The organism is Thermomicrobiales bacterium, from assembly GCA_041390825.1.
Taxonomy (GTDB): domain Bacteria; phylum Chloroflexota; class Chloroflexia; order Thermomicrobiales; family UBA6265; genus JAMLHN01.
On the sequence record JAWKPF010000016.1, the window covers coordinates 18,282 to 39,307 of the forward strand.

Genomic DNA, 21,026 nt, shown 5'->3' on the forward strand with positions numbered 1-21,026 from the left:
GTGGTATTGGACGACGACGGAGCGACTGTCGACGGCGCCGCCCTGCACCGGCGATTCGGCGTTGCCGCGGTTGTTCAGGGCGCGCCCCAGGTAGCTGCCGCACCGGCAGGCAGCCAGCCGGCGCGACCGGGAACGCACCTGGCCAACCGCTGGCCGGAATTTGCAGCCCGCGGACCCGGCGCGGCGCCCAGATCAGCCGGCTGCCGGTCGGGAAGCGGCTCCAGCAGACGCTGGCGCAGCACCGCCGGCCCGCCGATCGAGCGCAGCCCACCGGATACCGTTGGCAACACCACGCAACCGGAAGCGCAGCCTGCGCCCGCAAACAGCAACAGGGTGCCACGATCAGTGAAGCGGCGGTTACGACGACTGGCTGCGCTAACGCCGCCCCGGCGTGCGGAGACGCGGAGGAACTGGCGTTCCTGGCATCGATCAACGAGTACCGGGCGGCCAATGGCGTACCGCCGTTGGCAATGAGCCCGACGTTGACGTCAGCAGCCAAAGGGCACAGCCAAATGGCGACCAAGAAACTATTTCGACCGTGGGGCCAGGACGGTTCCACCTTCGCATCGCGAATCGCGGCGTGGATATCCCGGCGGCACGACGGCGAACATCTTCGCGGGCGACCAAGCGCCGCCGGCGCGGTAGGTCTGGCGGAACAGTCCGAGGCACAACACCCGAACATACTCAACCCGGCCTTCACCGCGATCGGCATCGGTAGAGCATTTTCGATCAAACTCAGACTTTGGCTGGTACTGGACGACAACGTTTGGCGATGTGGTGGATGCTGCCTGTGCTGGCAGCCAGACGCAGGGCGCCACGACCGGTCAAGCCGGACAAGCCGGCCAGGCAGGGCAACTGTGGTCAAGACGGAACCACTGGCAATGGGCGAGGACAGGTCAGGGTGGCAACACAACCGGTGGCGCCATGACCGACAGCGACGGAGATGGGTTGATCGACGAATCGGAGAACGCGTTGGCTGGCGGCACCGATCACCGTGTTCGACACCGATGGCGGTGGTGTTGGCGATGGAGATGAGTGGAGCAATGGCAAGAACACGCTCTCGATCCCAGCGATGACAATGCAGGCGGCTTGAGCAGGCCAATGGAGGCGCGGCTGCCGACACCGATGGCGACGCGGTCTCGATGAAGAAGCGGCATTTGGGACGAATCAAATGTCGCCGATTCGATAGCGATGGAGTGAACGATCTCGACGAGCTGTTCAACGGCACGCTCGATCCGTGGGAGCGCCTCGCGCAGTGCGAGCGCCGGAAAAGCGTTCCTTCGCCGAACAACCAATAGCGCGTGGCGCGCCATCCACAACTGGGTGTGGCGCGTTGTTCGAAGCGAGTTACGACGAGTACGGGCAAGGTCGGGAGCCGGCACAGGTCTTTCGAAAACACCCCGTCTCATAAACTAGCGACATGCGTTGAACCAGGTGAGAGAGGTTCGATGTTCTGTGGCGCTGCACCACGGGAAGCGGCGCCATTGGGATGGTCGAAGATGAGTCAAACAGCCGTACAGGCAGAGGGTGCGCCCATCCGGGAGACGGCGGAGCCAGACGTGTCAACGCCCGCTCTGCTTCGACGAACTTCTCGAACGGTATCAGAGACGAGATCTTCCGCTATTCGGTTCAGCTCCACGCGGAACACGACCGATGCGGACGGCCTCTATCAGAGGAGACGATGCTCAGGCGTATCGCGCGTTTGGCAGGCTCGGACCAGATTCCGAACTACCGCGCCTGGCTCTACCACGCATCGCCGCTAACACCTTCCGCCTCGCAAAGCGGAAGGAGAAACGCGGCGGCACGCTCGATCGGTGCTCGACGACCATCTGGCCGTTACCAATCCGGATCAGCCGCATCGATGGACGCCGCGACTTGTTGGCCGAAGTCGAAGTCTTTGTGCAGAACCTGCCGGGCTCAGCGCGTCGCGTTGATCCTCCGCAAGTATCCTGACTCGACTACGCTGGCATCGCCCGAAGAACATTGAATAGTTCGGAAGAAGCAGCGCGCCAATGTCTACCACGAAGCTGCGCAAGCTCCGCAATTGTTTCGGAGACCGCCTGTGAGCGGGAAAAGAGCAATGGGCATTCAACAGTTTTCAACCAGCGGACGATGGCGCGGTGAACGCGAACGATACCGAGCCTCCCGCAATCGTCAACCTCGCTCAAGAAGCAGGCCGCCCCAATGTCGACCCGTGCGATGTTTGCTGCGATGCCATGCCAGGCTATGTCTGCGGCGACTTGAAGATCATCGACAGACAATGGATCGACGATCACACCGCCCATTGCACCTATTGCCAGCGGCAGCTCACCTGATTCCAGCGGCTCGACCATCTCCTCTTGAGTATGAGCAGGAGTGCTGCTCCGACGTCACGGCAACCTTTTTGCCAAGCCGCACGCGAGGTTGCCAGTACGGCGCACGATGGACAGCCCACACTCAGCCCGCTGATGATCGCTGTCGGACGCTGGAGTGACCGAAATCTCCTTTGGCCACCAATTCCACCACCCAGGCGTTCCTGGCCCGTGTCATCGACCGTGGCTACGACCCGGTTCCGACCAGGCAGCCATCCAGCCCGTCGTACAGCAGCTATCATGAATACTTTCAGGAGCCGGAACACCTTCGATGTTCCGGTCGATTTTTCCGGCCTTAGCCCGTTTGCGAAGAACACGTGTTGCAGGCGACCGCGGCGGTTCCCTTCGGAGGGTAGCCACTATTTCGAGATCGCGCAGGATCGACAACCCCGGCGCCTCGCGCCCGTTGGCAGCGAACTCGAGGAAACGCAGCCGATCCCCTACATCATCACCGTGTCATCGCGTTGTGCCTGCGGATCACTCCCGATTAGCGATACACCGGCGGCGTCGATATCGAGGCCGACCTCCTCACGATCGAGGTGCGCTGCTCCCATCCGGGGTGCTTGTCTCGTAGACTCTCCATGAAGAAAGCGGCCACGCGCCGATCGAGCGTGATCCACCTGCCGGCTGCACGAAGACCGGCAATCGATACCAGTTTCCAGCCGAATCTCGCACCAGTCGATCAGATTGGCCGATACAGCCATGCTCACCGTTGCCGTCCTCTGGGCATCAACAACGTCACCATCACGAAGCCGCGCTCGACCGCGGCCTCGATACGTTGCTCTACATCGTGCTGCGGTTCGCGCTGGTTGCGGTCTTGCTGTTTTTCATGCCTGTGGGCGCGCGGTGTCTCGCTGCGCATCCGACGGGCAGACATTCCCGTTTCGTCGGTGGTGGACTGTGCGGATTCGCTGGCCGCAACTTGCTCTACGTCGTCGGCCTCGCACATCGGCATTCTCCGCGGCGGCGATCCTCTGATGTCGCTCGCGCCCATCTTCATGCTCCTGCCTCCTCGGCAATCGCCTTCGGATTGGAACCAGTGCAGCGGTTGCAATGGATTGGGTGGCCGTTTCCTTTCTGGGCGTCGCGATCTTCATCGGAGACAAGCTGCTGGCCAACGGAAGGCCCGCGACTGGCGACCTGCTGTGGGTAGTCTTGATCGCAGCGTTGAGCTTCGCGATCTACAGCCTGACACTCGTCGCTGGTCTTGTACAGTCCGGAAACGACCACGGCCTGGGCGGTCGTGGTTGGACTGGTGTACGGTCACCTGCCGTTCCTCGGTGCACGCTGCTGCATGAGGCAGTGGGGCGATGTGACCGGCTTCGAGTGGTTTTCCATTGCCTGGGCGGCCGTTGTCTCGGTCATGATCGGTTACTCCCTCTGGGGATGGGCGATCGCGCGTGCCGGCGCTGGGCGCTCGGTGCATCTATCTTTTCCCTCATACCAGTCTTCACCGAGTCTTTTCGACGGTGATTTTCCTGATGAGCGGCTGGGAGCAACTCAAGTGATCGGCGGCGCAGTGGCGCTGACCCAGGCGTGGCCATTGCGCGGAGGGGTTCGCTGCGCCCGAGCCAATCCGATCGAATTGGACGTGGCTCAAGGAAACATTGAGCGCGGCTCCCGATCAGGAGCCGGGCCGGGAGAGGCCATTGCTGGACGATAGGAGAAGGACCTTCATTCTGCCATGCGCGTTGACCGTCAAACCAGGAACCAAGGTCAAGCTCTGACTATCCTACCAATGTAGGACCAACCGGACTGAACAAAGAAGCCGCCCACGATCTGCTCCAGCCGCTCAAGGACCCGAGATTCGCGACTTGCGGTCGCTGATGTGCCGCGTCAGAACTCCGCATTTTTGCGTGCTCATCGTCTATGCAAGGGATGGACACCAGCAGCGGAGATGGCACAGTGAGCAGCGTGCTGGAAGCGAAAGTAGATCCGCTGGGTTGCGGGTCTGGCCGTTCAGGACGCCTACTCCTTTCGAACTCTCGCACGATTTTCTCTGGCATCTACAACAAGGTGCCAGAAAGGGGATGATGACAGTCTTCAACCGATCACACTATGAGGATGCTCATCGTTCGGGTGAAGGAGCTCGTCCCAAAGCGGTTTGGAGCAAACGCTACGGTCAGATCAACGAATTCGAAGAGCTTCTTGACCGAGTCGGGCACCATCCTGCTCAAGTTCTTTCTCCACATCAGCAAAGATGAGCAAAGGGGAACGGCTAATGTAGAGCGAGAGGATCGATCAGGCCTGAAACTTTCGGCTGGCGACTGGGTGGAGCGCCAGTGTTGGCGTCAGTACCAGACGTATGACGCTCACCAATTTCCACACCAAGGCCGCGCCGTGGATCGTCGTTCCGGCAGATCGCAAGTGGTATCGCGATTTGGCCGTGGCGCGACGCAGTTGGTAGACGCGTTGCGGCCATACAAAGACTGGATGAACTCGTTAGAGCGCCAGCGGCAGGAGCGCAGCTGGCGGAAATCAACATGCTACGCCAGCAAGAGAAAGAAAAGCCGAACGCGAGTCAGGCAACAGAAGGCGAACGCAACGTCGTGAGAGGGATGCGACGCACTCGGTGGACAACACACGGTGACCGATGCGGTCTGCGCGGCGCCTTCATCGACGGTATGAGCCGGGTGGCAACCAGTGTCACCATCGTCACCACCAGTGGCAGAGCGCTGGCGGATTCGGATGACAGTGAGCGCGATGTCGTCGTGGCCGCCGACCGCCTACGCTGCTGGTGTGCGTCAATCAACAACCCGATGGATGCCGCCATCCGCGCGAATGGCGTCTTTGGCGTCAACGCCCTGCGGGCTGATCAGCGTTGGGTGGCGGAAACTTCTTTGCCCGGAGCGGCACCCTCGCCGTGGAACCCAATATGATTTTCAGGCAGAAACTGGCATCTCGAACAAACGGAGCGCCGCTCTTAAGGTGGGGCGATGGCCCTAATTCAGCACGTCCTGATCGCATGCACACCATCAGCATCTTACCACATGCCATCGCCATTGGGCGGGTGGTCGCCCGGTGGGGCCGAAGATTCAATTTTTCCTTTCATCTATGGGCGAAAGCGTTCAGCTAAAGCACGGAGTTGGTGCGGTTATAGCCGTTGGGAAGGCACGCCGGACAGGCACCAGCTACCTGTTTTTTTTTTTGGGACAGGCCGATTTGTAGTGAACCCAGAGTCCAGAGGCCTCAGGCGCCGAACAGTTCCAGTCTTTTTGCAGGGCTCGGACTGAATGCTCCATTACAGGAGAGATCGACGCACTTGATCCACTGGTGAGGTACTCGAGTCGCTTTGCAGACGGTCGCCCACGAAGGTCTACATGAACGGCGAGAAGAAGATCGCCACCGACGTGACAAACTTTTACGTGTCTTCAGGCCGATCGTCGACATTCGCGCGCGCATCTACGACCTTGCGCACGAGGCGCAGACCCAGGACGTGATGTCCTATGTCGATCCGCGCACCGGCAGGCGCAATGCTGGCTCGATTGCCCAAACTGCCGCGCCACGCGATGACTGGCGTGCCAAGCGGCTGGCGGTCGATACCGTGCTGGACGATGTCAAAGGGGATCGTTACCCGCGTGGGCGATGAGACCGTAGGCGAAGTGGTCGCTCTATATGACGGGCAAGACGTGCTCAACGAGGTCGATCCCCAGTTCGCGGAGAACATTCGCAACCACGTCGCTTCACGGTCCGCGCCGATCCGTTCCATGTCTCGGCGAATACCGATCCCAAGGGGGGACCGCTCGAAGCGGCCGCAAGATCAGGATCCTGACATGTTGCTGCATGTCGTGCGGGAGACGGAAAACGGCATCGTGGTGCGGGGCGCGAATACGAGACGGCCGCCGCCTATGCAAACCAGGCGTTCGTCAAGCCGACCATCGCCAACTGGGGAAGTGACGAGCTCGGACTATGCGGTCGGCTTCATCGCGCAGATGGTCGAAGGGATCAAGCACATTTGCCGCACCGGGTTCGCAGGACGAGAACCGGCCGCCGACTATCCGCTTTCGAACCGCTTCGACGAGGTCGACACGCTCGTGATCTTCGACGATGTGGAGATCCCCTGGGAGAATGTGCTCTTCTACCGGCACACCCGCGCCGCCGCCTATATTCGCGCGACGGTGCATCGCTACAGCGCATTCCCTTCACGCAGCGCGCCCTGCGCATGGCCGATCTGCTGATCAGCGCCGCGCTTTCAGCATTCGCCAGACGGGACTCGACAAGCAGCAAGCGGTGCAAGAGAAACTGGCAGCATTGGCCAGGCTATCGGGAAGGGATCAACGCTCACCTGACCGCCGCCATCGAACAGGCGGAGGAGAGTCCGGGCGGCCTTCTGATGCCAGATCAATCGCTCCTTTACACCGGACGTATTGGCGACATCGCAACTCAGCGATGATGCATATCGCCGCGTGAGCTCTGTGGCCGGGCAGATCTGCGTGACGCCGGATGTTGCCGCGTTCGAAGACCCGGCCACTGCCCTGGCTGGAGAAGTTCTATACATTCAATGAAGACTGGGATGCCGAGGATCGCCGCAAGCTGCTTGCCTTTGCGCGCGATCCTGATCAATTCCGACTACGCCGGACACCGGTTGACCTTCCAGCTCTTCGCGCAATCGCTCCATTCGCCAATCTGGCAGCCGCTTATCGCGCGTTCGATTGGGACGGTCCGCCGCAGAAGGGCACAAGGCCGGTCTATTTGCCGTCGGTGTGCCTGAAGAAGCGACAGAAAGTGCAGGCGTGACCCAATGCCCACTCATCGACGACCGGCTCCTTCAACACCAGAGACACCTATCCCAGAAGCTCGACAACGACCTGTGCCAGGCAGTTGTCGCTGGCAATACGGTGTATCTCCGTGGTCAGGGTGGGACAGGATCTGGAAACACGCGAAATGGCTGGTATCGGGGACCCGGCGGCGCAAAACCGAACAGGCGATGCGTAACATCGCCATGCTGCTCGAGGAAGCCGGCGCCGAGTTGGGAGACATCGTCAAGATCGTCATCTATCTGACCGATGCGCGTTATCGGGATGCGGTCTATCCCGCCGCCCGGTCGTTAAGCTGAAAGGCGTGTTCCCCGTTTCCACCGGAATCGTCGTAAACCGCGCTCGCGCGGCCGGAACGGGTGGTGGAAGTCGATGTCACCGCCGTGATTCCTGACGCCGGAAGTTGTGTCATGACTTTTTCGATTGCGGGACATTGCGCTCGTACCGGCCGGTTTGGCGTAGCAGTCTCGTCGTCCAGTCCGGCAGTTGCGGCGCGTTGCAGCTTCGTGCCGCGCGCGGGAATCGGCGCGGCCTGCAGCCAGAATATCACCGACCCGCGGCTGGGCGTCCGTTGCTCGATCTCGTCGCGTTGAGCCCGCAACGCCGACGAAGCGATGGCCCAGGTGGTGAATGAAACCGAATTGATCGAATATCGCCAGATCAGCGTGGTCGACGGTTCCGGCGGCAGCGCGGCATTCAGCGGCGAAGAGTGCTGGGGGTCTACGACATGGCGCGTGGACCGCATGTGGTCACAGCCGGGAACTTGCTCAAGGACCAGGCGATTCCAAGCCGCATGGTGGAAGCGTTTCTCGCGCAACCAGGACCAGGATCTGGAGGATCGCCTGTTGGCGGCAATGGTGACCTTTGGCGCTCGGTGGTGAGGAAGGTCCCGTGCATTCGCCGGGATGAAGGTGGTCGACAGCGTTCCCTGGCCGGAAACCGACCTGCGGGTCGACTGGTCGGAGAACCCGATTCACGATCTTGCGGCGTGGCGTCTCTGGCGGCCACTTCCAGTGACTACGTCACCCGCGCGCTCGATCCGCATCGGCGCCCGCCTACAGGTGCGAACGCGATCCCGATCGTTGATCGTCAGCTCTTCATGCACATCCAGCTTCGTTTGCCATCTAGAATTGCCACCAGAATGAGGTGAACGAGCTCCCGCGGGCTCGCCGTGAAAGGACCCGATCGATGCGGAATCTCTTCGTACGAAGCGGCATCGCTGCTCATTTTGGCGCTTGCCGGATTCGACGGGCGCGCCCATGGGAATCATTGCGCAGGACGCAACCCGGAAACGACCGCAGGGTTGCCGGAAGGGCCGCTCAGCGAGCGAATTCAATGAAATGCGTCGATTACCTCCAATCTGCCTGAGGACGAGGCGGCGGCGGTCGACCTCACCACCGTATTCACACCGGCAGTGCTGGCCGATGTTCCAGCTGATCAACTCCAGGCGATTCTGAGTACCGAGCGGTTTACGCACCGGTGAGTGTCGATTCGAGCGCCATCGCAGCATCGATGGACGCTCCTCAACGGTCGCGAACTTCCGCTGATCACCGCCAATGGAACCCAGATTCCGACATCGCTGACAGTCGACCCGGTATCGAGGATGATCAGTTCACGCTCTGGTTCTCCGCGCCGCTGGCACCAGCGCCCACGCGGAGGCTAGCGCGACCGTGGCTCCAGCGGAACCGCAACCGCTCGACGGATACTGCCACCACGGTTCCGCCCCACGGAAGCAGCCAGCCTCCAGTTCAACCGAGACGCCAACTCCGGTGCCGACAGATACACCGACCGAAACTCCGACCGAGACGCCAACTCCGGTGCCGACAGATACACCGACCGAAATTCCGACCGAGACGCCAACCCTGGTCCCGACGGACACACCCGCACAAGTGCCGACCGAAACGCCGACTCCAGTTCCGACCGACACGCCGACCGAAACGCCGACCGAAACGCCGACCGAAACGCCGACGGAAACACCGACCGACGCGTCCCGACAGAGACGCCGACTCCGGTCCCGACGGACACACCAACTGAAGTGCCAACGGAGACGCCAACAGAGGCTCCAGCGGAAACAGTTGTTGTGGCCGCGACGATCTTCTTCGCCGATCGCATCGCCGGCTGAGGATCGCCAGCTGCTTCGCCTGAAGCGGTCGAGTCAGCCGATGCCGCGCTTTTCCCCGACAACGCGCTGGGCCAGCACTTCGGCAACCTGGACATGGTCGCTGTTTGACCAATGGCAGGGTCGCCGTGGACGCCAGCGAGATCGAAGCGCATGTTGCGCCGTCGTTGCTCGCGGTAGCCAGCGCCGATCAGATCGCTACCGGTTTGGTGCAGCTGCAGGAATGTACGGCCCCTTCACGCTCGATCCGGATTCCATGATCATGACCGCCAACGAGCCGCCGACCAATATGCGATACTCGGTCGTTGGCGCAAACGACGAGACGTTCAACGTCTCACTGAAGATCGATCCGGAAACGGGTTGCTGACCGGATTTGCCGTCTCCCCGGGAGCACAAGCTGCGACCCGGAAGCGGCTGATCTCCCACCTGGGCTCACCGATACCAGGTGTCTTTCACCAGCGGAGGACACCATTTACGGTTCGATCATGGCCCCGGCTAGCTTCTCGACCAGTGAATCGTCCCCGGCAGCCTTGATCATCTCCGGCAGCGGCGCAACCCAGTCAGGACGGCGTCAGCTCCGGATTGCCATCGGGACGAACCGCAATCTCGCGATCACGCTCGCGGAAGCTGGTATCCGTCACTGCGCTACGACAAACTCGGTTCGGGTCAAACCAGGCTTGGTTCTCATGACGGCCAAGCAGCGTCGACTACCAACTCTTTCTACAGGAAGCCTCGGACGCAGCCATATCGGCGAACCTGAGTCAATCCTCAAGCTCATCATTGTCGGGCACAGCGAAGGGCGGCTTTCGCGTTGGCGCTGGCCGATGAGCTCACAACTGGCACGCCGCCCGCTGGGTTGATTCTTTGTGGCGCCGCTTTCGATTACTGCTATCTCGACCTGATCACCGATCAGATGACAACTCAGTTGAAGACAGCTGTCGATGGCGGCAGCATGACGGAGCGGATGCAACCGCGCTGGCGGATGAACTGGCGGCAATTGTCGAGAGCCTACGGACTACCGGCGAGCTGCCGAGACGATTGCATCGCCTGAGCTGGCAGCACTGTTCAGTCCTTCATCGACCGCGTTCTGGTCAGATCGATCGATCGCGCGCTTGCGGCTGGGCTACCGTCGGACATTCCGGTGCTGGTGCTCGGCGCCGGGGACGCGCAGATAACCGGAGATCGTCGGCACTGCTCGATGGGTTCAAGAGAGCCGGGAACTCAGTGTCACCTTCGTGGCGCTTGCCAAGGCCGATCACAGCTTGCGAATCATCGAAGGAGAAGCGAACCCGGCTGTGGACTACGCAGGCCCCGACCTGGAGTTCTCACCCGATGCCGTGGCTGCAATCGATGCATTTCTCGTGAAATACGGTCTGGAACCTGGCACATAGCCCCCCGGTATGACGCGGTGCTCACGCAAATGAGCGGCTGAAGAGCGGGCGAGCGTACGCGAATCTCGCCCTTCCTACGACGCTCCCTTAGGTGGGTCTCGGCTCAAATTCGGATATGAACGTCAGCCGGTCCCGAATCTAGGGACCAGCTGGAGTATATCTCTCCGGCAACTGCGATCCCAGTTGGGTTCAGGTAGCCAGCGCGGTTTGCGGAATGATCTCTTCCGGGATTCGATGCAGATCGTCGGCATACTCGAACGCAGGGCGCGAAACCTGCATTGGCGAAGGTGTACAGATGTTTCACCGGCACGTGAGCATGTCAAACCATTCCTGGTAGCTCCTGTCGACCACGCGGCTCGTGTTCCCCAGGAAGAGGTACCGGTACCTCGAGCGAGTACTTGCTTGTTGCCGGAAGTCGATCTCCTGCGAGGTGGGGGTCACATGACCGACGCCATATCGAGCAAGCCGCGTATCACGTTGGTCTTGTCGATGAGGAATGTATTCGCTGCCCATGATTCCCCAGAGAATCCGATCCCCGAAGACTCGCCGCGATCCCACATACGCGGCGGGCGGATCTTAGTCGTCCTCGATCAATTCGTAGTGTTGCACCACGAGGCATAGTCCCAGATGTCACCATACGGTGGTGGGCCGAATCCTGCAAGGTGCGAACCAGACCGTCATCACCGCGCCGTTTGGCGTCAGCCAGAAGGTCCTCGTAGATGATGCGGTCGGTTTCCAGAAAGTTCGACCATTTGCCCGCTGCCGATGCTTAGGCATGATGAAGCTCGGGATGCCGCTGCACGCAAGCACACCACAGCACCGAACAGGACTCCGTTAGCAGGAAGATCTTCTCCTGATCAGATCGATCACGCAGATAGTTCGTCAACGCAATGGTGTCGTCTACGATCCCGTCCAGCGTGAGGGTTTCCGGATCAAGGCGAGCCATGGGATTTCCCCGTACCTCGCTGGTCCCAACCCACAACGTTGAAATTCTGGTGCAGGGGTTCAGGCAAGACCCGCGACACAGCGCCAGATCACTCTGACCAGGTCCGCCGTTCCAGATAAGGAACGACCGGATTCACCAGCATTCGCTCCTCCGAATCTGGATCCATTGCTGGTGTCCGTTCAGATCGACCTCTACCAGTTCTGCGATGCCTCCAACTGCTGGGTTGCCATCCTGGCCCCTTGACTGCGGGCACGCTTGCCGGGAGCGCCACCCAGACCGCAAGTCCGACAACGACCAAGGTCGCCAATCCAGTGACTGCATAACGCAGCCGCCGAATCCAGGTATGAGCACGTTGCCGCGAGATTCCAAACTGCTCCAGCAGGGGCAAACAGCCGTACGCCGTATGCGCAGCCCAGTGCCATCGGAATCAACCCGAGCAGCACAAAGACGCCACGCCCAACGAGCAATCCGAGAATGCCGAATGCCGTGTCGAGGTGAATACCATCGACCGACGGCCCCTGTTCGCCGCGGCGAACAGGCACATACGCCAGCAGAAACGCCAGTAGCGCAGCAACGACTGCCCAACCAGAGCGCATGACGAATCCAGCGGCAACACCGCCCAATACTGAAATGGCCATCAACAACAGCTACGCCAGAATCGACCGGACCCCGCTGGCATTTGCGATACCGGGGGCAGCTGCGATGGCAAGGGCAAGTACCAATCGCGCGCACAACCTCAGGATCGGCTGGCTCCAGAATGCAATCGGCGCATCCGGTGGCCGTGGCAGCCGGTAGCGGTCAACTGGTCGCGTCGGTTGCAGAGAAATCGGAGCTCAGGTGCGTGCCACTTCCCTTTCGACTGAACGGCGGGTTCCGTGTTCATCACTATGAACATAAGGAACACGGCATGAATAGCGCCGGAATTTGGAACTACGGGGTTACAAGAACGTTGCGGGACTATGGAAACTGCCGGGATCGTGCTGAACACCGTGCGAGGATCAGCACAGAAATCCTCACGGCAAGATCGTCGATTTCTGGGGGCATGGGTTGACGAGCGTCTCTCGCGCGACGCGACGGAGAGAAGCTCGCTGAGTCGAACCCCAGGCTTGCTGGCCTTCTTCCGGGGATGACACTTCTGTGGAACTTCGACCAAACCCTGCGTATTGTCGAAAGCGATAGCGTGTGTCGCGCAAACCAGCTACGGCCGGACACGACCAAAACACAGCGAACGACACGGAATTTGACGATGAAATTGCACACCGCGATCGCCCGGTGTAGCACTGCGATTGCCAGAGCGCGGGTGAAATGTGAAATGGCTCCCAGTCTGTACCGGAGCCGTTTGCGTGCGTCGCTTTCTGTCACCGGGCAGTCGCGTGCCGCCTGCCGAACTTAATCCTCGTCCTCGAAGACGGGTATTTCATCGTCCGTCGGAATGTGGGGCGGCGCCTCGGCCTTTCGCTGATCAGTACGCGATGTATCGCTGGATTTCCTCGTCGGTCAGCGCATGTTCCTTGCCCTGTTCGAATGCGCTGAGTTGCGAGGCTTTGATACCGCCGATTGCTTTCGCAGCTTCCTCCAGGCCAATATGCATCGACATGCACTTCCAAAATTGGGCATAGCCCGGATTGCGCGGCTTCGGTCATTTCCATCTCGTCGTTCCTCGAATAGTTCGTGGGCTTGGCACAATTGGCGTGCTCGTACCGTTGTCCAGCGTACCACGCCCGGGAGCGGCATCTCGCGCGCGATGCCCTGTGCTCCATGGCAGCGTCCAGGTCGAACGCTCTCCCGGCCAGTTCGCGAAACACCCTGGCAGCAACCATATTCGACATCCCGGTAGCCAAACGCCGCTGGGCCGACAAAACGCAGGGCAGCTGCGCTCTTGAGCGCTCACGGCGCAAGATCTCGACGACCTCGATGCGCAAACCATACCGGAGGGAGTTCGGTTGTGATCGGCTCCGGCAGACTCCGCATCCTACGATGCAGATCAAGTCGGGCACGACCGCAAGCACCTGACCGGGTACGTCCGCGCGATCAAGATTCTCGTTCTGGAAGTCGATCTTGAGGGTTTCTCCGTCGTTTGGGCCGATTCCTTCGAAAAAGGCTCTCGCGCAAATCCACCCACGGGCGACGATCGACATCGATGATCTTGCCGCGGAAGAGCCGTTGTACAACCACCTCAGGACGGCATCGACGGCATTGGTGTGGGCGGCGCGCGCGCTCAACGCCGCTTCGCCGATCTCGATTGCCAGCGTAATGGTGTCGCCGGGGATGAGCACCCGCTTCATGTCTTGACCGCTCATGGCCGGCCCCGCTGCACCGCTGAACCACCCATTTGCACGGTCACGGTACGCGCATAGCGGCTTCAATGTGAGCGGATCGCCGAGATTGTCGAAGATGGCTACATGGCCGCGTGGATCGGAGATCACCACCGGAGTCGGCTCGATGCCGTAGATCATGAAGGTGTCCATCTGCAGCTCGGGAAAGGCACGGCCCATTCCGTCGCCGTCCACCACCGGCACAGATTCGCGCCTGGGCGGCGACGATCATAGGCGACATGCTGTTCGAACCGCCCGATCTCCGCACAGGTGACATGGGTGATCGGGCGCCCGAGGTGCCTTTCAAGCGCGCGCAACGGACCAAACTCCTCACCCTGCTTGAGGCGCTCATTGCGGCCTACTGGCGCTCCGATCGAGCCAACCGTCGTCACCGAGTGCGTCATCCGGCACGTCGGAAGCGGAGATAACCTCGATCGTCTTGCCTTGCTCGAGGAGACTTCGTGCTTGCAGCTTGCCGAGATAGGGATTGCCGCCGCCAGTGCCAAGAATGCCGGCGCCTGGTGCGAGGCGTTCGAGATCGTCACGGTCGATGGTGCGCGCCACAAGACTTCCATTCTGATGAGAGATGAACATGGACCGTCGGGCCCTTCGTCTCCGCAGCATAGCAACCGGGTGATGGTGCACCATTGCCATCATCATGGACGGAGAGGCGATGCGCTGCCATCGATGCGGCGGATTGACCGAGGAGCGATTGACCGACGGGCGGACACGCCCAGTCTGCCGTGCCTGCGGGCTTGTGATCTCTACGATCCCGAAGCTGGCAGTTGCGGTCGTTCTGGAACGGGATGGCAAGGTGTTGCTGGGGAAGCGCGGTCGGGCGCGCGCGCCGCCAGGAAGTGGGCTTCCCGGCTGGGTTTGTCGAACGGGAGAGCGGTCCGAGGATGCCGCTGTCCGCGAAGTGCGCGAGGAGACCGGGTACTCGATCGAGCTTGGACCGCTAATCTCCTGATATCCTCGCCGGATCGCCGTCATATACAGGGTCGTCTCTGGCGCGAGGCTCAGCCGACGATGATTCAGACTCGGTTGGTTTCCCACGGACGCCCTTCCGATCTCGCGTTTCGACATGACATCGATATCCCTGGAGCAGCTCGATCTGAGAGATCGGTCGCGAGCGTTGCGTCAGTCACACGGTGCGTCTCACTTCCCATGATGCAGGACGCATGACCCATCCTGTTACTTCAAACCTGTGTATTTCCGGCGGTTTTTGACCGGTTAGGAAGAGGAACCAATGCAACTCTCTGGGGAATATGCCTTCGATGCCCCGCGTCAAGTCGTTTGGGATTTTCTGATGGATCCGGCCGTGCTGGAGGCCTGTCTGCCCGGCGCCGGGGGATGACCGAGTCGGTCCGAACGAGTACGCCACCATGAAGGTGGGAATCGCGATGATCAAGGGCACCTTCACCGGAAGGTGAAGATTCTCGACAAGGTGGAGCCGACGTCCTATCGCATGGAAGTCGAGGAGCGGTCCGCAGGGCCAGGTCTCGGGATCTGGCACGCTCGAGCTGATCATGCAGGACGAGCAGACCACCGTGCGATTAACGGCGATGCCAACATTCGCGGCTTTCGATCGCCCGCGTGGGCGCTGCATGATCCAGCCGGCTGCCCGGCAGATCGTTGGCCAGTTTTCAGTTGTCTCGAATCGAAGGCGAGCGCGGCGAAGTAGTCTTTCCTGCTCTCACGCCAGAGGCCGCAGCATGCCGGATAACATCCTGACGCTCATCAGCTATCTGTTCAACGCGCTTACGCTGATTGTCATCGCGCGGAAACGCTGCTCCTGGTCGGTCAGGATGCGATCTCCCGTCGGGCGAATTCTGGTCGATATCACCGAGCCCTTTCTGGGGCCGATTCGCCGGGCGTTGCCCTCGATGGGTGGCATCGTTTCTCGCCGATCATCCTGATCATCCTGCTGCAATTCATCGAGCAGTTCATCTTCCGTCAATTCGCCTGACATCGTGTGGAACCGGGGCATGGGGCCCCGGTTCTGTCGTGTTCGACGATGCCGTATACCCAGCTGGAGTTCCATGACCGCTGTCAGTTAGCGCCTATTTTGCCGAGCAGGAGGAGGCGAATCTCGAAGAGCTCTACGACTTCCTGCGCATTCGAGTGTGAGCGCACTGCCGGAGAACGCCGGCGATGTGCGCCCCGCGCCGGAATGGGTGGCCGCGCATGAAAACAGCAGGCATCCCTGGTCGAGGTGCTGGAAACCGGCGGTCACCCGCTCGTCTATGGCAGGTGGCATGTCGATGACGGCAAACCAACCGCGCTGATCTATGCCACTACGATGTCCAGCCGCCGGTGATCCGATCGATCTCTGGGAGACGCCTCCCTTCGAACCAGCCGTGCGCGACGGCAAGATCTGCCCGTGGTTCTGGCGATGACAAGGCCGGTCTTTACATCACGCTGCTGGCGATCGAGGCGTTCGCCAGGAAGCACGGCCAACCGCCAATCAACCTCTCGTCTTCTTCTACGAAGGGGAGGAAGAGATTGGCAGCCATCGATCTCGCCCTATCTGACCGCGCACTGCCGACAGGTTCGCCGCGGATGTCGTCTTCAGCGCCGATGGCATGATGTGGGGGTGAGGATCAGTATTCCCTCATCCTCTCGTCAAAGGAGTATGGCCGGCGGTCAGATCGACATCATCACCGCAGATTCGGACGCGCATTCCGGCATCTACGGCGGTGGTGTTGCCAATACCGCCCGCGTCACCGCCCGCATCGCCTCGTCGTTCCGGTACCAACGGCAAGGTGGCGGTCGAAGGTTTCTATGACAAGGTCTTGCCCATCACCGAGCAGGAAGCTGCCGATATCGAGAACGTTCCGTTCGACCGAGAAGCGTTCCTCGGCTCGATCGGCGTCACGGTGCCCACCGGCGAGGCAGACTACACCACGCTCGAGCGTCTCTGGATGCACCCACAATCGATATCGGCGGCATCTGGAGCGGTTTCCGGGGTGCGGGCTCAAAGATGTCACTCCGGCGCAGGGCACGTCAAAATCACCTGTCGCCTGGTGCCCGATCAAGACCCCGACGAGATCAACGATCTGATTCGGCTGCATGTCGAGCAACACCTGCCAGTAGGAGCGCGAGCCGAATTCCAGCCTCAAGACGGGCACCGCGCGAGCCGTTCTCGATTTCGCGCGACAACCCATACATGGTGGCCGCCGCCGAGACGTTGACCGAGATCGGTGGGAAGGACGTGGTCTACGTTCGCACGGGCGGCACATTCCCCATTGCCGAAGTGTTCAAGCATCACCTCGGCGCGGAGATGGTCTTCTATGCGTTCAGCCTGGAGACCCTGCAGCGCCCATGCGCCGAACGAGTTCTTCCGGATCGAAGACTTCCGCAACGGCACTATTGCCACAGTGGCCTGGAGCGGTTGGCGAAGTAGGACGAGATTCTTGGTCCAGAGTCCAGAGTTCAGAGTCCAGGTCCAGGGTCTGGAGCTGAGAGAGAAGGGCTCTGGGGCTCGAACCGAACTACGGCTTGATGTAGCGGAAGCCCTGGTTCATGGCTGGATCAGGGCAACGACTCCGCCGAGATCGGTCTTGGCCCAGGATGGAATCTCGCCGATGTCGATCTTGTGCTCTTTGAGCGCGTTCGGACAGACGTAGACCTCGACGCCCTTTTCGGTCAGCTCACCCAAATGCGCGCTCGGGTCGTTGTCACTGGCAAGCGTGTACACCGAGCTTCCGTCACCGACCCGCAGACTCGCCGCCGGCCATTCTGCGGTCAGGTTGTCGAGATTGGACAGGACGCGAACCCAGTCCTGCTCCTGCGCGGCATGCAGCACGACTTTGAAATCGCTGGGCACATCAGGGATCACGAGGGCGTTGGCGTGGCATCCTGACCAATGCGCCGGAATGACCGAGCGCTCCAATGGCGGTAAATATTGCTCCTTCAAGGCCGTTCGGCGATTGACAGGATCTCTGAACGAATTCGCATTGCAGGGCCCTCCACGATGTTCGCTGTCACCAGGTTCGCAGCGTCAGTATGCGGCGTGAGGGACACGCTTGCTAAAGCGATGGAACCGGCAGCGTCTTGCAGGGGGATACCAACCAGTTCCATCAGCTTGAGCGCATTGGTCGTGGTGGCGGGCGAAGGGTGTAGTCGAAGGTCATGTCCATTTGCCCGTCACGTTCGAACGGAACTTTCCCGCGAAATGAACTTCTTGCGCAGAGTCGGCGAGAGCTCACTGGCGAGCAAGAGATCGAGATCGATGCGTGGACACCGCACCTATCGCCGCGCTCGATGAGCAGCGAGATGATCCGGCAGGCCGCGATCTGCCGCTCCGCTGTGTTGGTGCCAGAGAGGATCATCGAGCAGGAAACAGATGATGCGTCCGTCTGGTTGCTCCGTTTGCGATGCGTCGACGATCTGTTTCAGACGCAAGGGCTCGGCCATGTAGTAGGAGACACCCATTTCCAGCGAATCGACGATGCGTACACTGGTCCAGAGCGAAATCGGTGGCAGTGAGGAAGTGTCTGCGCGCAAGCGGGAGCGCCAGCGTTGGCGAGCACCGAATCGATCGATCGAGCGTAGCAGGGTGCTCTTGCCTGACATGTTCGAGCCGGTCACGAAGAGAAACGATCCTGGGGGGCCCACGGTGACATCGTTGCAAGCCAGCGATTCGCGGGAATCAGCGGATGCCCGAGCTGGGTCGCGGCGATACGATCGTGCGTCTCCGGAGACATCGGGATAGACCCATTCCGGGTTGTCATGCGCCAGGTTGGCGAGCGCGCCGAAGCGCCTCGTACCAGCCGATCGCTTCCAGCCAATGGGGGACGTGCGCTCCGTAAGTTTCCCGCCAGCGCTCCAATCGGTCGTAGAAATGGACATCCCAGGCGCAGGCGAATTGCAGAACGTAACTTTGGAGTGAGGCCGCGTGGCACGCAGATGAAAGGATCTGCGCGAGCTGGCGCGCGCCTGGGACGAGGAAACTCCGTCCGTCCGGAGAGGCGCATCGATCTCCCGGAGCAGTTCGGCTTGCCGTTGCTTGCCGTCCAGCAGTTCCAGCAACCCGGCATAGGCACGGATAGCGCTCCCATGCTCCATGGCGGCATCCATCTGCCGGCCGACCTTGTGATGCAACGCGGTTGCAATCACGAGATTGGCCATGAGCGGTATCGCCAGCCAGCCTGAATCGACCTGGCCGGCAATCGCAAGCGCAAGCACCAGTATTGCTGCCAGCACGCTCGATCGGGCGAGCCAGGTCAGAAGCGGCAGGCGTGTTCCCGGGGCGCGCAGCCAATCGAGAAATGCCGCGGTGTTGTCATCGTCGATCTCGCCCAGCAGAGCCCGCTGCTGCAACTCCTGTAGCCAGGGAAGATCCTGCGAGAGCTCGCGCACCGCTTCCTGACGGGAGGGAATCTCATGCGGTGGGGCGGGATCCAGTAGCCAGCCGGTCAGGCGTTCGCCCCCCATGGTGGTGCCGGTGGTGTCGAGCAATTGGAGCAGCGAGGCCTTCCCGACGATGTCCAGGTCGCCCGCATAAGGGTGCGTGGCTGGTACGGTGACAGAGTCGGGCTCTGGCAGGTTGCTCCAGTCGCGTTGTTGCCGCGCGACGCCGTAACGATTGACGAGCGCCAGTGTGGAAGCGCGCATCCATTCGACGGTCAGTTGGCGGTACCGGCGGACGAGCAAAGCGAGCAGGATGCCAGCCACCACGGCAGCTGGCACGGCCCAGAGCTCGCTCGTGAAGACCCAATAGAGCGCCGCGGCAATCAGCGCCCCGCCGGCCACCAACCGAAGGTTGCTGATGCGGCGTCGCTGCTGTTCGAGCAGGTCAGCATCGTGCTGCCAACGCGCGGCACGCTCGGCGTAGCCGCGTTCGATGGCCGACTGGGGTTCAGGATCGATCGGGAGGTCGCTCAGCGAAACTGCTCGGTCGTCAAACGCGCGTCGCTATCTGGGCGCTCGGCGTGCGAAATTCCGTTGGTCGAGGATGGATCGAGGTCGACCGGCTGATGATTGGGGAACCCCGGAAGCGCCTGTTGCACGAGCGGATGCTCGGCATTGAGCTCGGTTGTGACCAGTTCCTGGTTTTGTCCGTTGAGGGTTTGCCGTTTGGTCAGGATTCCCTTGCGCAGGAACTCCATGACCTTGGCTTCGATGTGTTCTGACGGGAGCACGCTGCGATCGAGGAATCGCCACAGCGTCCGGCTCATGTGGCTTTGCGTGGGAACGAAACCATCATGGAGCTGCCGGACATATCGGTCGACTGCCTGAATGACCTCGATGTCGATGTCCGGCGAATCCGGCATCAGAATCTCGTCTTCCTCGCCGGCGGCAGCCACCAGGTCGGGACTGATCGACCCGGGCACACCGCAGATCACCACCCGCCGGCCCAACCGATTGCGCAGCGTGGTCACGACGCGGATGAAATCCTTGTCGCCGGTGAAGAGGAGGAAGGTCTTGATATCGGGTCGCGCCAAGGCAGTGTTGATGATGTCGAGCGCGAAGTTCAGGTCGGAACGAGAGACGATCTTCTCACGACCGTGCTGATCGGTCGTGCGTTTGGCGGGATAGTGCTGCGCTTCGAACCCGGCGACGTCGAGCCGATTGCGGCTTTGTTGGGGATGCTGGTCGAAATCGGCATAGGCGCGCGCAACTGCCATCAGACCGTAGCTGAGCGCTTTGTCACGCCAGACAATGGGATCTGGCTCACGCCCGAACGCGTTGATTGTCGAGTAGCGGATGTTTTCGAAGTCGACGAACGCGGCGACCTCTGCCGCCTGCACGCCGAGGGGTGTTTGATCAGACATTTGACCGACTGGGTCGATCATCACCGAGGTCCTCTCGAGACGACCAACGGTTATGCAGTCTGGCTGTCCGCTCGCTTCGGGATCGTAAGGAGAAATCCAGTGCAGTGACGCTTCGTAGTCCTGCTTGTATACCCGAACGCACCCTTCGAACCGCCATTAACAGCTTTAACCACTGAGCTCATGAATAACGAAATGCCGACGACCAGCTCATATATCGACGTATTGCTGACCGTATGGGCAGTCTAGCACGCAACGAACATGCTGGGAAAGAAATGGGGGAGAGAGGCAATGGGCAAAAGGCAATGGGCAATGGGCAACAGGCAACAGGCAAAAGGAAAGGGGCAGGAGCATTGGGCAACAGGAGACTG

28 protein-coding genes are annotated in these 21,026 nt (G+C 60.9%); 17 read left to right on the forward strand and 11 right to left on the reverse strand.

Annotated elements, in window-relative coordinates:
• Window positions 1-1,958: 1,958 nt before the first annotated feature.
• From R2855_10045 to R2855_10055, 3 genes are all read right to left on the reverse strand, one after another.
• Complete coding sequence (locus R2855_10045; protein MEZ4531360.1) at window positions 1,959-2,333, reverse strand: hypothetical protein; 375 nt, start codon at window positions 2,331-2,333, stop codon at window positions 1,959-1,961.
• 458 nt (window positions 2,334-2,791) lie between these two features.
• Complete coding sequence (locus tag R2855_10050; GenBank protein ID MEZ4531361.1) at window positions 2,792-3,061, reverse strand: hypothetical protein; 270 nt, start codon at window positions 3,059-3,061, stop codon at window positions 2,792-2,794.
• Window positions 3,058-3,351 (reverse strand): hypothetical protein, encoded by a 294-nt coding sequence (locus R2855_10055; protein MEZ4531362.1) that lies wholly within the window; start codon window positions 3,349-3,351, stop codon window positions 3,058-3,060. Before R2855_10055 ends, R2855_10050 begins: the two co-directional genes overlap by 4 nt.
• A gap of 312 nt (window positions 3,352-3,663) precedes the next feature.
• Here R2855_10055 and R2855_10060 point away from each other — a divergent pair, with 312 nt between their 5' ends.
• The 7 genes from R2855_10060 (at window position 3,664) to R2855_10090 (ending at window position 7,407) form a co-directional block, all read left to right on the forward strand.
• Window positions 3,664-4,014: a hypothetical protein gene (locus R2855_10060; GenBank protein ID MEZ4531363.1), complete on the forward strand. Its 351-nt coding sequence runs from the start codon at window positions 3,664-3,666 to the stop codon at window positions 4,012-4,014.
• Between the two features lie 895 nt (window positions 4,015-4,909).
• Window positions 4,910-5,230, forward strand: coding sequence for a flavin reductase family protein (locus tag R2855_10065; GenBank protein ID MEZ4531364.1), 321 nt, complete (start codon window positions 4,910-4,912; stop codon window positions 5,228-5,230).
• A 413-nt stretch (window positions 5,231-5,643) separates the two neighbouring features.
• Entirely contained in the window at window positions 5,644-5,940 is a 297-nt protein-coding gene (locus R2855_10070; GenBank protein MEZ4531365.1) for a hypothetical protein, read from the forward strand.
• The gene (locus R2855_10075; GenBank protein ID MEZ4531366.1) at window positions 5,906-6,529 is read left to right on the forward strand and encodes a 4-hydroxyphenylacetate 3-hydroxylase N-terminal domain-containing protein; all 624 of its coding nucleotides are present in this window, start codon (window positions 5,906-5,908) and stop codon (window positions 6,527-6,529) included. The genes R2855_10070 and R2855_10075 overlap by 35 nt, the downstream gene beginning before the upstream one ends.
• Complete coding sequence (locus R2855_10080; GenBank protein ID MEZ4531367.1) at window positions 6,514-6,744, forward strand: 4-hydroxyphenylacetate 3-hydroxylase C-terminal domain-containing protein; 231 nt, start codon at window positions 6,514-6,516, stop codon at window positions 6,742-6,744. Before R2855_10075 ends, R2855_10080 begins: the two co-directional genes overlap by 16 nt.
• Before the next feature lie 50 nt (window positions 6,745-6,794).
• A complete protein-coding gene (locus R2855_10085) occupies window positions 6,795-7,088 on the forward strand; it encodes a hypothetical protein (GenBank protein MEZ4531368.1) in 294 nt (97 codons plus the stop codon).
• Window positions 7,089-7,092: 4 nt separating this feature from the next.
• Window positions 7,093-7,407 carry a Rid family hydrolase gene (locus R2855_10090; protein ID MEZ4531369.1) on the forward strand — a complete coding sequence of 105 codons (315 nt, stop codon included), beginning with the start codon at window positions 7,093-7,095 and terminating at the stop codon, window positions 7,405-7,407.
• On the opposite strand, the gene R2855_10095 is transcribed toward R2855_10090, so the two are convergent.
• A complete protein-coding gene (locus R2855_10095; protein ID MEZ4531370.1) occupies window positions 7,380-7,853 on the reverse strand; it encodes a hypothetical protein in 474 nt (157 codons plus the stop codon). The two genes, R2855_10090 and R2855_10095, sit on opposite strands and share 28 nt — an antisense overlap.
• Before the next feature lie 1,597 nt (window positions 7,854-9,450).
• Here R2855_10095 and R2855_10100 point away from each other — a divergent pair.
• The 3 genes from R2855_10100 (at window position 9,451) to R2855_10110 (ending at window position 10,618) form a co-directional block, all read left to right on the forward strand.
• On the forward strand, window positions 9,451-9,594 hold the full coding sequence (locus R2855_10100; GenBank protein MEZ4531371.1) for a hypothetical protein: 144 nt from the start codon (window positions 9,451-9,453) through the stop codon (window positions 9,592-9,594).
• A 444-nt stretch (window positions 9,595-10,038) separates the two neighbouring features.
• Window positions 10,039-10,278: a hypothetical protein gene (locus R2855_10105; protein MEZ4531372.1), complete on the forward strand. Its 240-nt coding sequence runs from the start codon at window positions 10,039-10,041 to the stop codon at window positions 10,276-10,278.
• Window positions 10,279-10,462: 184 nt separating this feature from the next.
• The gene (locus R2855_10110) at window positions 10,463-10,618 is read left to right on the forward strand and encodes a hypothetical protein (protein MEZ4531373.1); all 156 of its coding nucleotides are present in this window, start codon (window positions 10,463-10,465) and stop codon (window positions 10,616-10,618) included.
• 769 nt (window positions 10,619-11,387) lie between these two features.
• On the opposite strand, the gene R2855_10115 is transcribed toward R2855_10110, so the two are convergent.
• The 3 genes from R2855_10115 to R2855_10125 all read right to left on the reverse strand — a co-directional run bounded on the left by R2855_10115 (window position 11,388) and on the right by R2855_10125 (window position 13,155).
• Complete coding sequence (locus R2855_10115) at window positions 11,388-11,564, reverse strand: hypothetical protein (GenBank protein MEZ4531374.1); 177 nt, start codon at window positions 11,562-11,564, stop codon at window positions 11,388-11,390.
• 191 nt (window positions 11,565-11,755) lie between these two features.
• Complete coding sequence (locus R2855_10120) at window positions 11,756-12,208, reverse strand: hypothetical protein (protein MEZ4531375.1); 453 nt, start codon at window positions 12,206-12,208, stop codon at window positions 11,756-11,758.
• 818 nt (window positions 12,209-13,026) lie between these two features.
• Complete coding sequence (locus R2855_10125; GenBank protein MEZ4531376.1) at window positions 13,027-13,155, reverse strand: hypothetical protein; 129 nt, start codon at window positions 13,153-13,155, stop codon at window positions 13,027-13,029.
• A gap of 467 nt (window positions 13,156-13,622) precedes the next feature.
• Between R2855_10125 and R2855_10130 the strand changes: the two genes are divergently transcribed.
• Window positions 13,623-13,856 carry a hypothetical protein gene (locus R2855_10130; GenBank protein ID MEZ4531377.1) on the forward strand — a complete coding sequence of 78 codons (234 nt, stop codon included), beginning with the start codon at window positions 13,623-13,625 and terminating at the stop codon, window positions 13,854-13,856.
• Between the two features lie 371 nt (window positions 13,857-14,227).
• Here R2855_10130 and R2855_10135 read toward each other — a convergent pair whose 3' ends face one another.
• On the reverse strand, window positions 14,228-14,443 hold the full coding sequence (locus R2855_10135; protein ID MEZ4531378.1) for a DUF917 family protein: 216 nt from the start codon (window positions 14,441-14,443) through the stop codon (window positions 14,228-14,230).
• 109 nt (window positions 14,444-14,552) lie between these two features.
• Between R2855_10135 and R2855_10140 the strand changes: the two genes are divergently transcribed.
• The 6 genes from R2855_10140 to R2855_10165 all read left to right on the forward strand — a co-directional run bounded on the left by R2855_10140 (window position 14,553) and on the right by R2855_10165 (window position 17,285).
• Window positions 14,553-14,849 carry an NUDIX domain-containing protein gene (locus R2855_10140; GenBank protein MEZ4531379.1) on the forward strand — a complete coding sequence of 99 codons (297 nt, stop codon included), beginning with the start codon at window positions 14,553-14,555 and terminating at the stop codon, window positions 14,847-14,849.
• A gap of 279 nt (window positions 14,850-15,128) precedes the next feature.
• On the forward strand, window positions 15,129-15,236 hold the full coding sequence (locus R2855_10145) for an SRPBCC domain-containing protein (protein MEZ4531380.1): 108 nt from the start codon (window positions 15,129-15,131) through the stop codon (window positions 15,234-15,236).
• A gap of 358 nt (window positions 15,237-15,594) precedes the next feature.
• Entirely contained in the window at window positions 15,595-15,798 is a 204-nt protein-coding gene (locus tag R2855_10150) for a YggT family protein (GenBank protein ID MEZ4531381.1), read from the forward strand.
• Window positions 15,799-16,514: 716 nt separating this feature from the next.
• Window positions 16,515-16,667, forward strand: coding sequence for a hypothetical protein (locus tag R2855_10155; protein ID MEZ4531382.1), 153 nt, complete (start codon window positions 16,515-16,517; stop codon window positions 16,665-16,667).
• Window positions 16,645-17,073, forward strand: coding sequence for a hypothetical protein (locus R2855_10160; GenBank protein MEZ4531383.1), 429 nt, complete (start codon window positions 16,645-16,647; stop codon window positions 17,071-17,073). The genes R2855_10155 and R2855_10160 overlap by 23 nt, the downstream gene beginning before the upstream one ends.
• Window positions 17,049-17,285 carry a hypothetical protein gene (locus tag R2855_10165; GenBank protein ID MEZ4531384.1) on the forward strand — a complete coding sequence of 79 codons (237 nt, stop codon included), beginning with the start codon at window positions 17,049-17,051 and terminating at the stop codon, window positions 17,283-17,285. The genes R2855_10160 and R2855_10165 overlap by 25 nt, the downstream gene beginning before the upstream one ends.
• Before the next feature lie 117 nt (window positions 17,286-17,402).
• Here the strand turns inward: R2855_10165 and R2855_10170 are convergent, their stop codons facing one another.
• The 3 genes from R2855_10170 to R2855_10180 form a co-directional block, all read right to left on the reverse strand.
• On the reverse strand, window positions 17,403-17,798 hold the full coding sequence (locus tag R2855_10170; GenBank protein MEZ4531385.1) for a hypothetical protein: 396 nt from the start codon (window positions 17,796-17,798) through the stop codon (window positions 17,403-17,405).
• A 332-nt stretch (window positions 17,799-18,130) separates the two neighbouring features.
• Window positions 18,131-19,639, reverse strand: a complete 1,509-nt coding sequence (locus R2855_10175; GenBank protein ID MEZ4531386.1) for a hypothetical protein — start codon at window positions 19,637-19,639, stop codon at window positions 18,131-18,133.
• Window positions 19,640-19,764: 125 nt separating this feature from the next.
• Window positions 19,765-20,658 (reverse strand): NYN domain-containing protein, encoded by an 894-nt coding sequence (locus R2855_10180; protein ID MEZ4531387.1) that lies wholly within the window; start codon window positions 20,656-20,658, stop codon window positions 19,765-19,767.
• Between the last annotated feature and the right edge of the window lie 368 nt (window positions 20,659-21,026).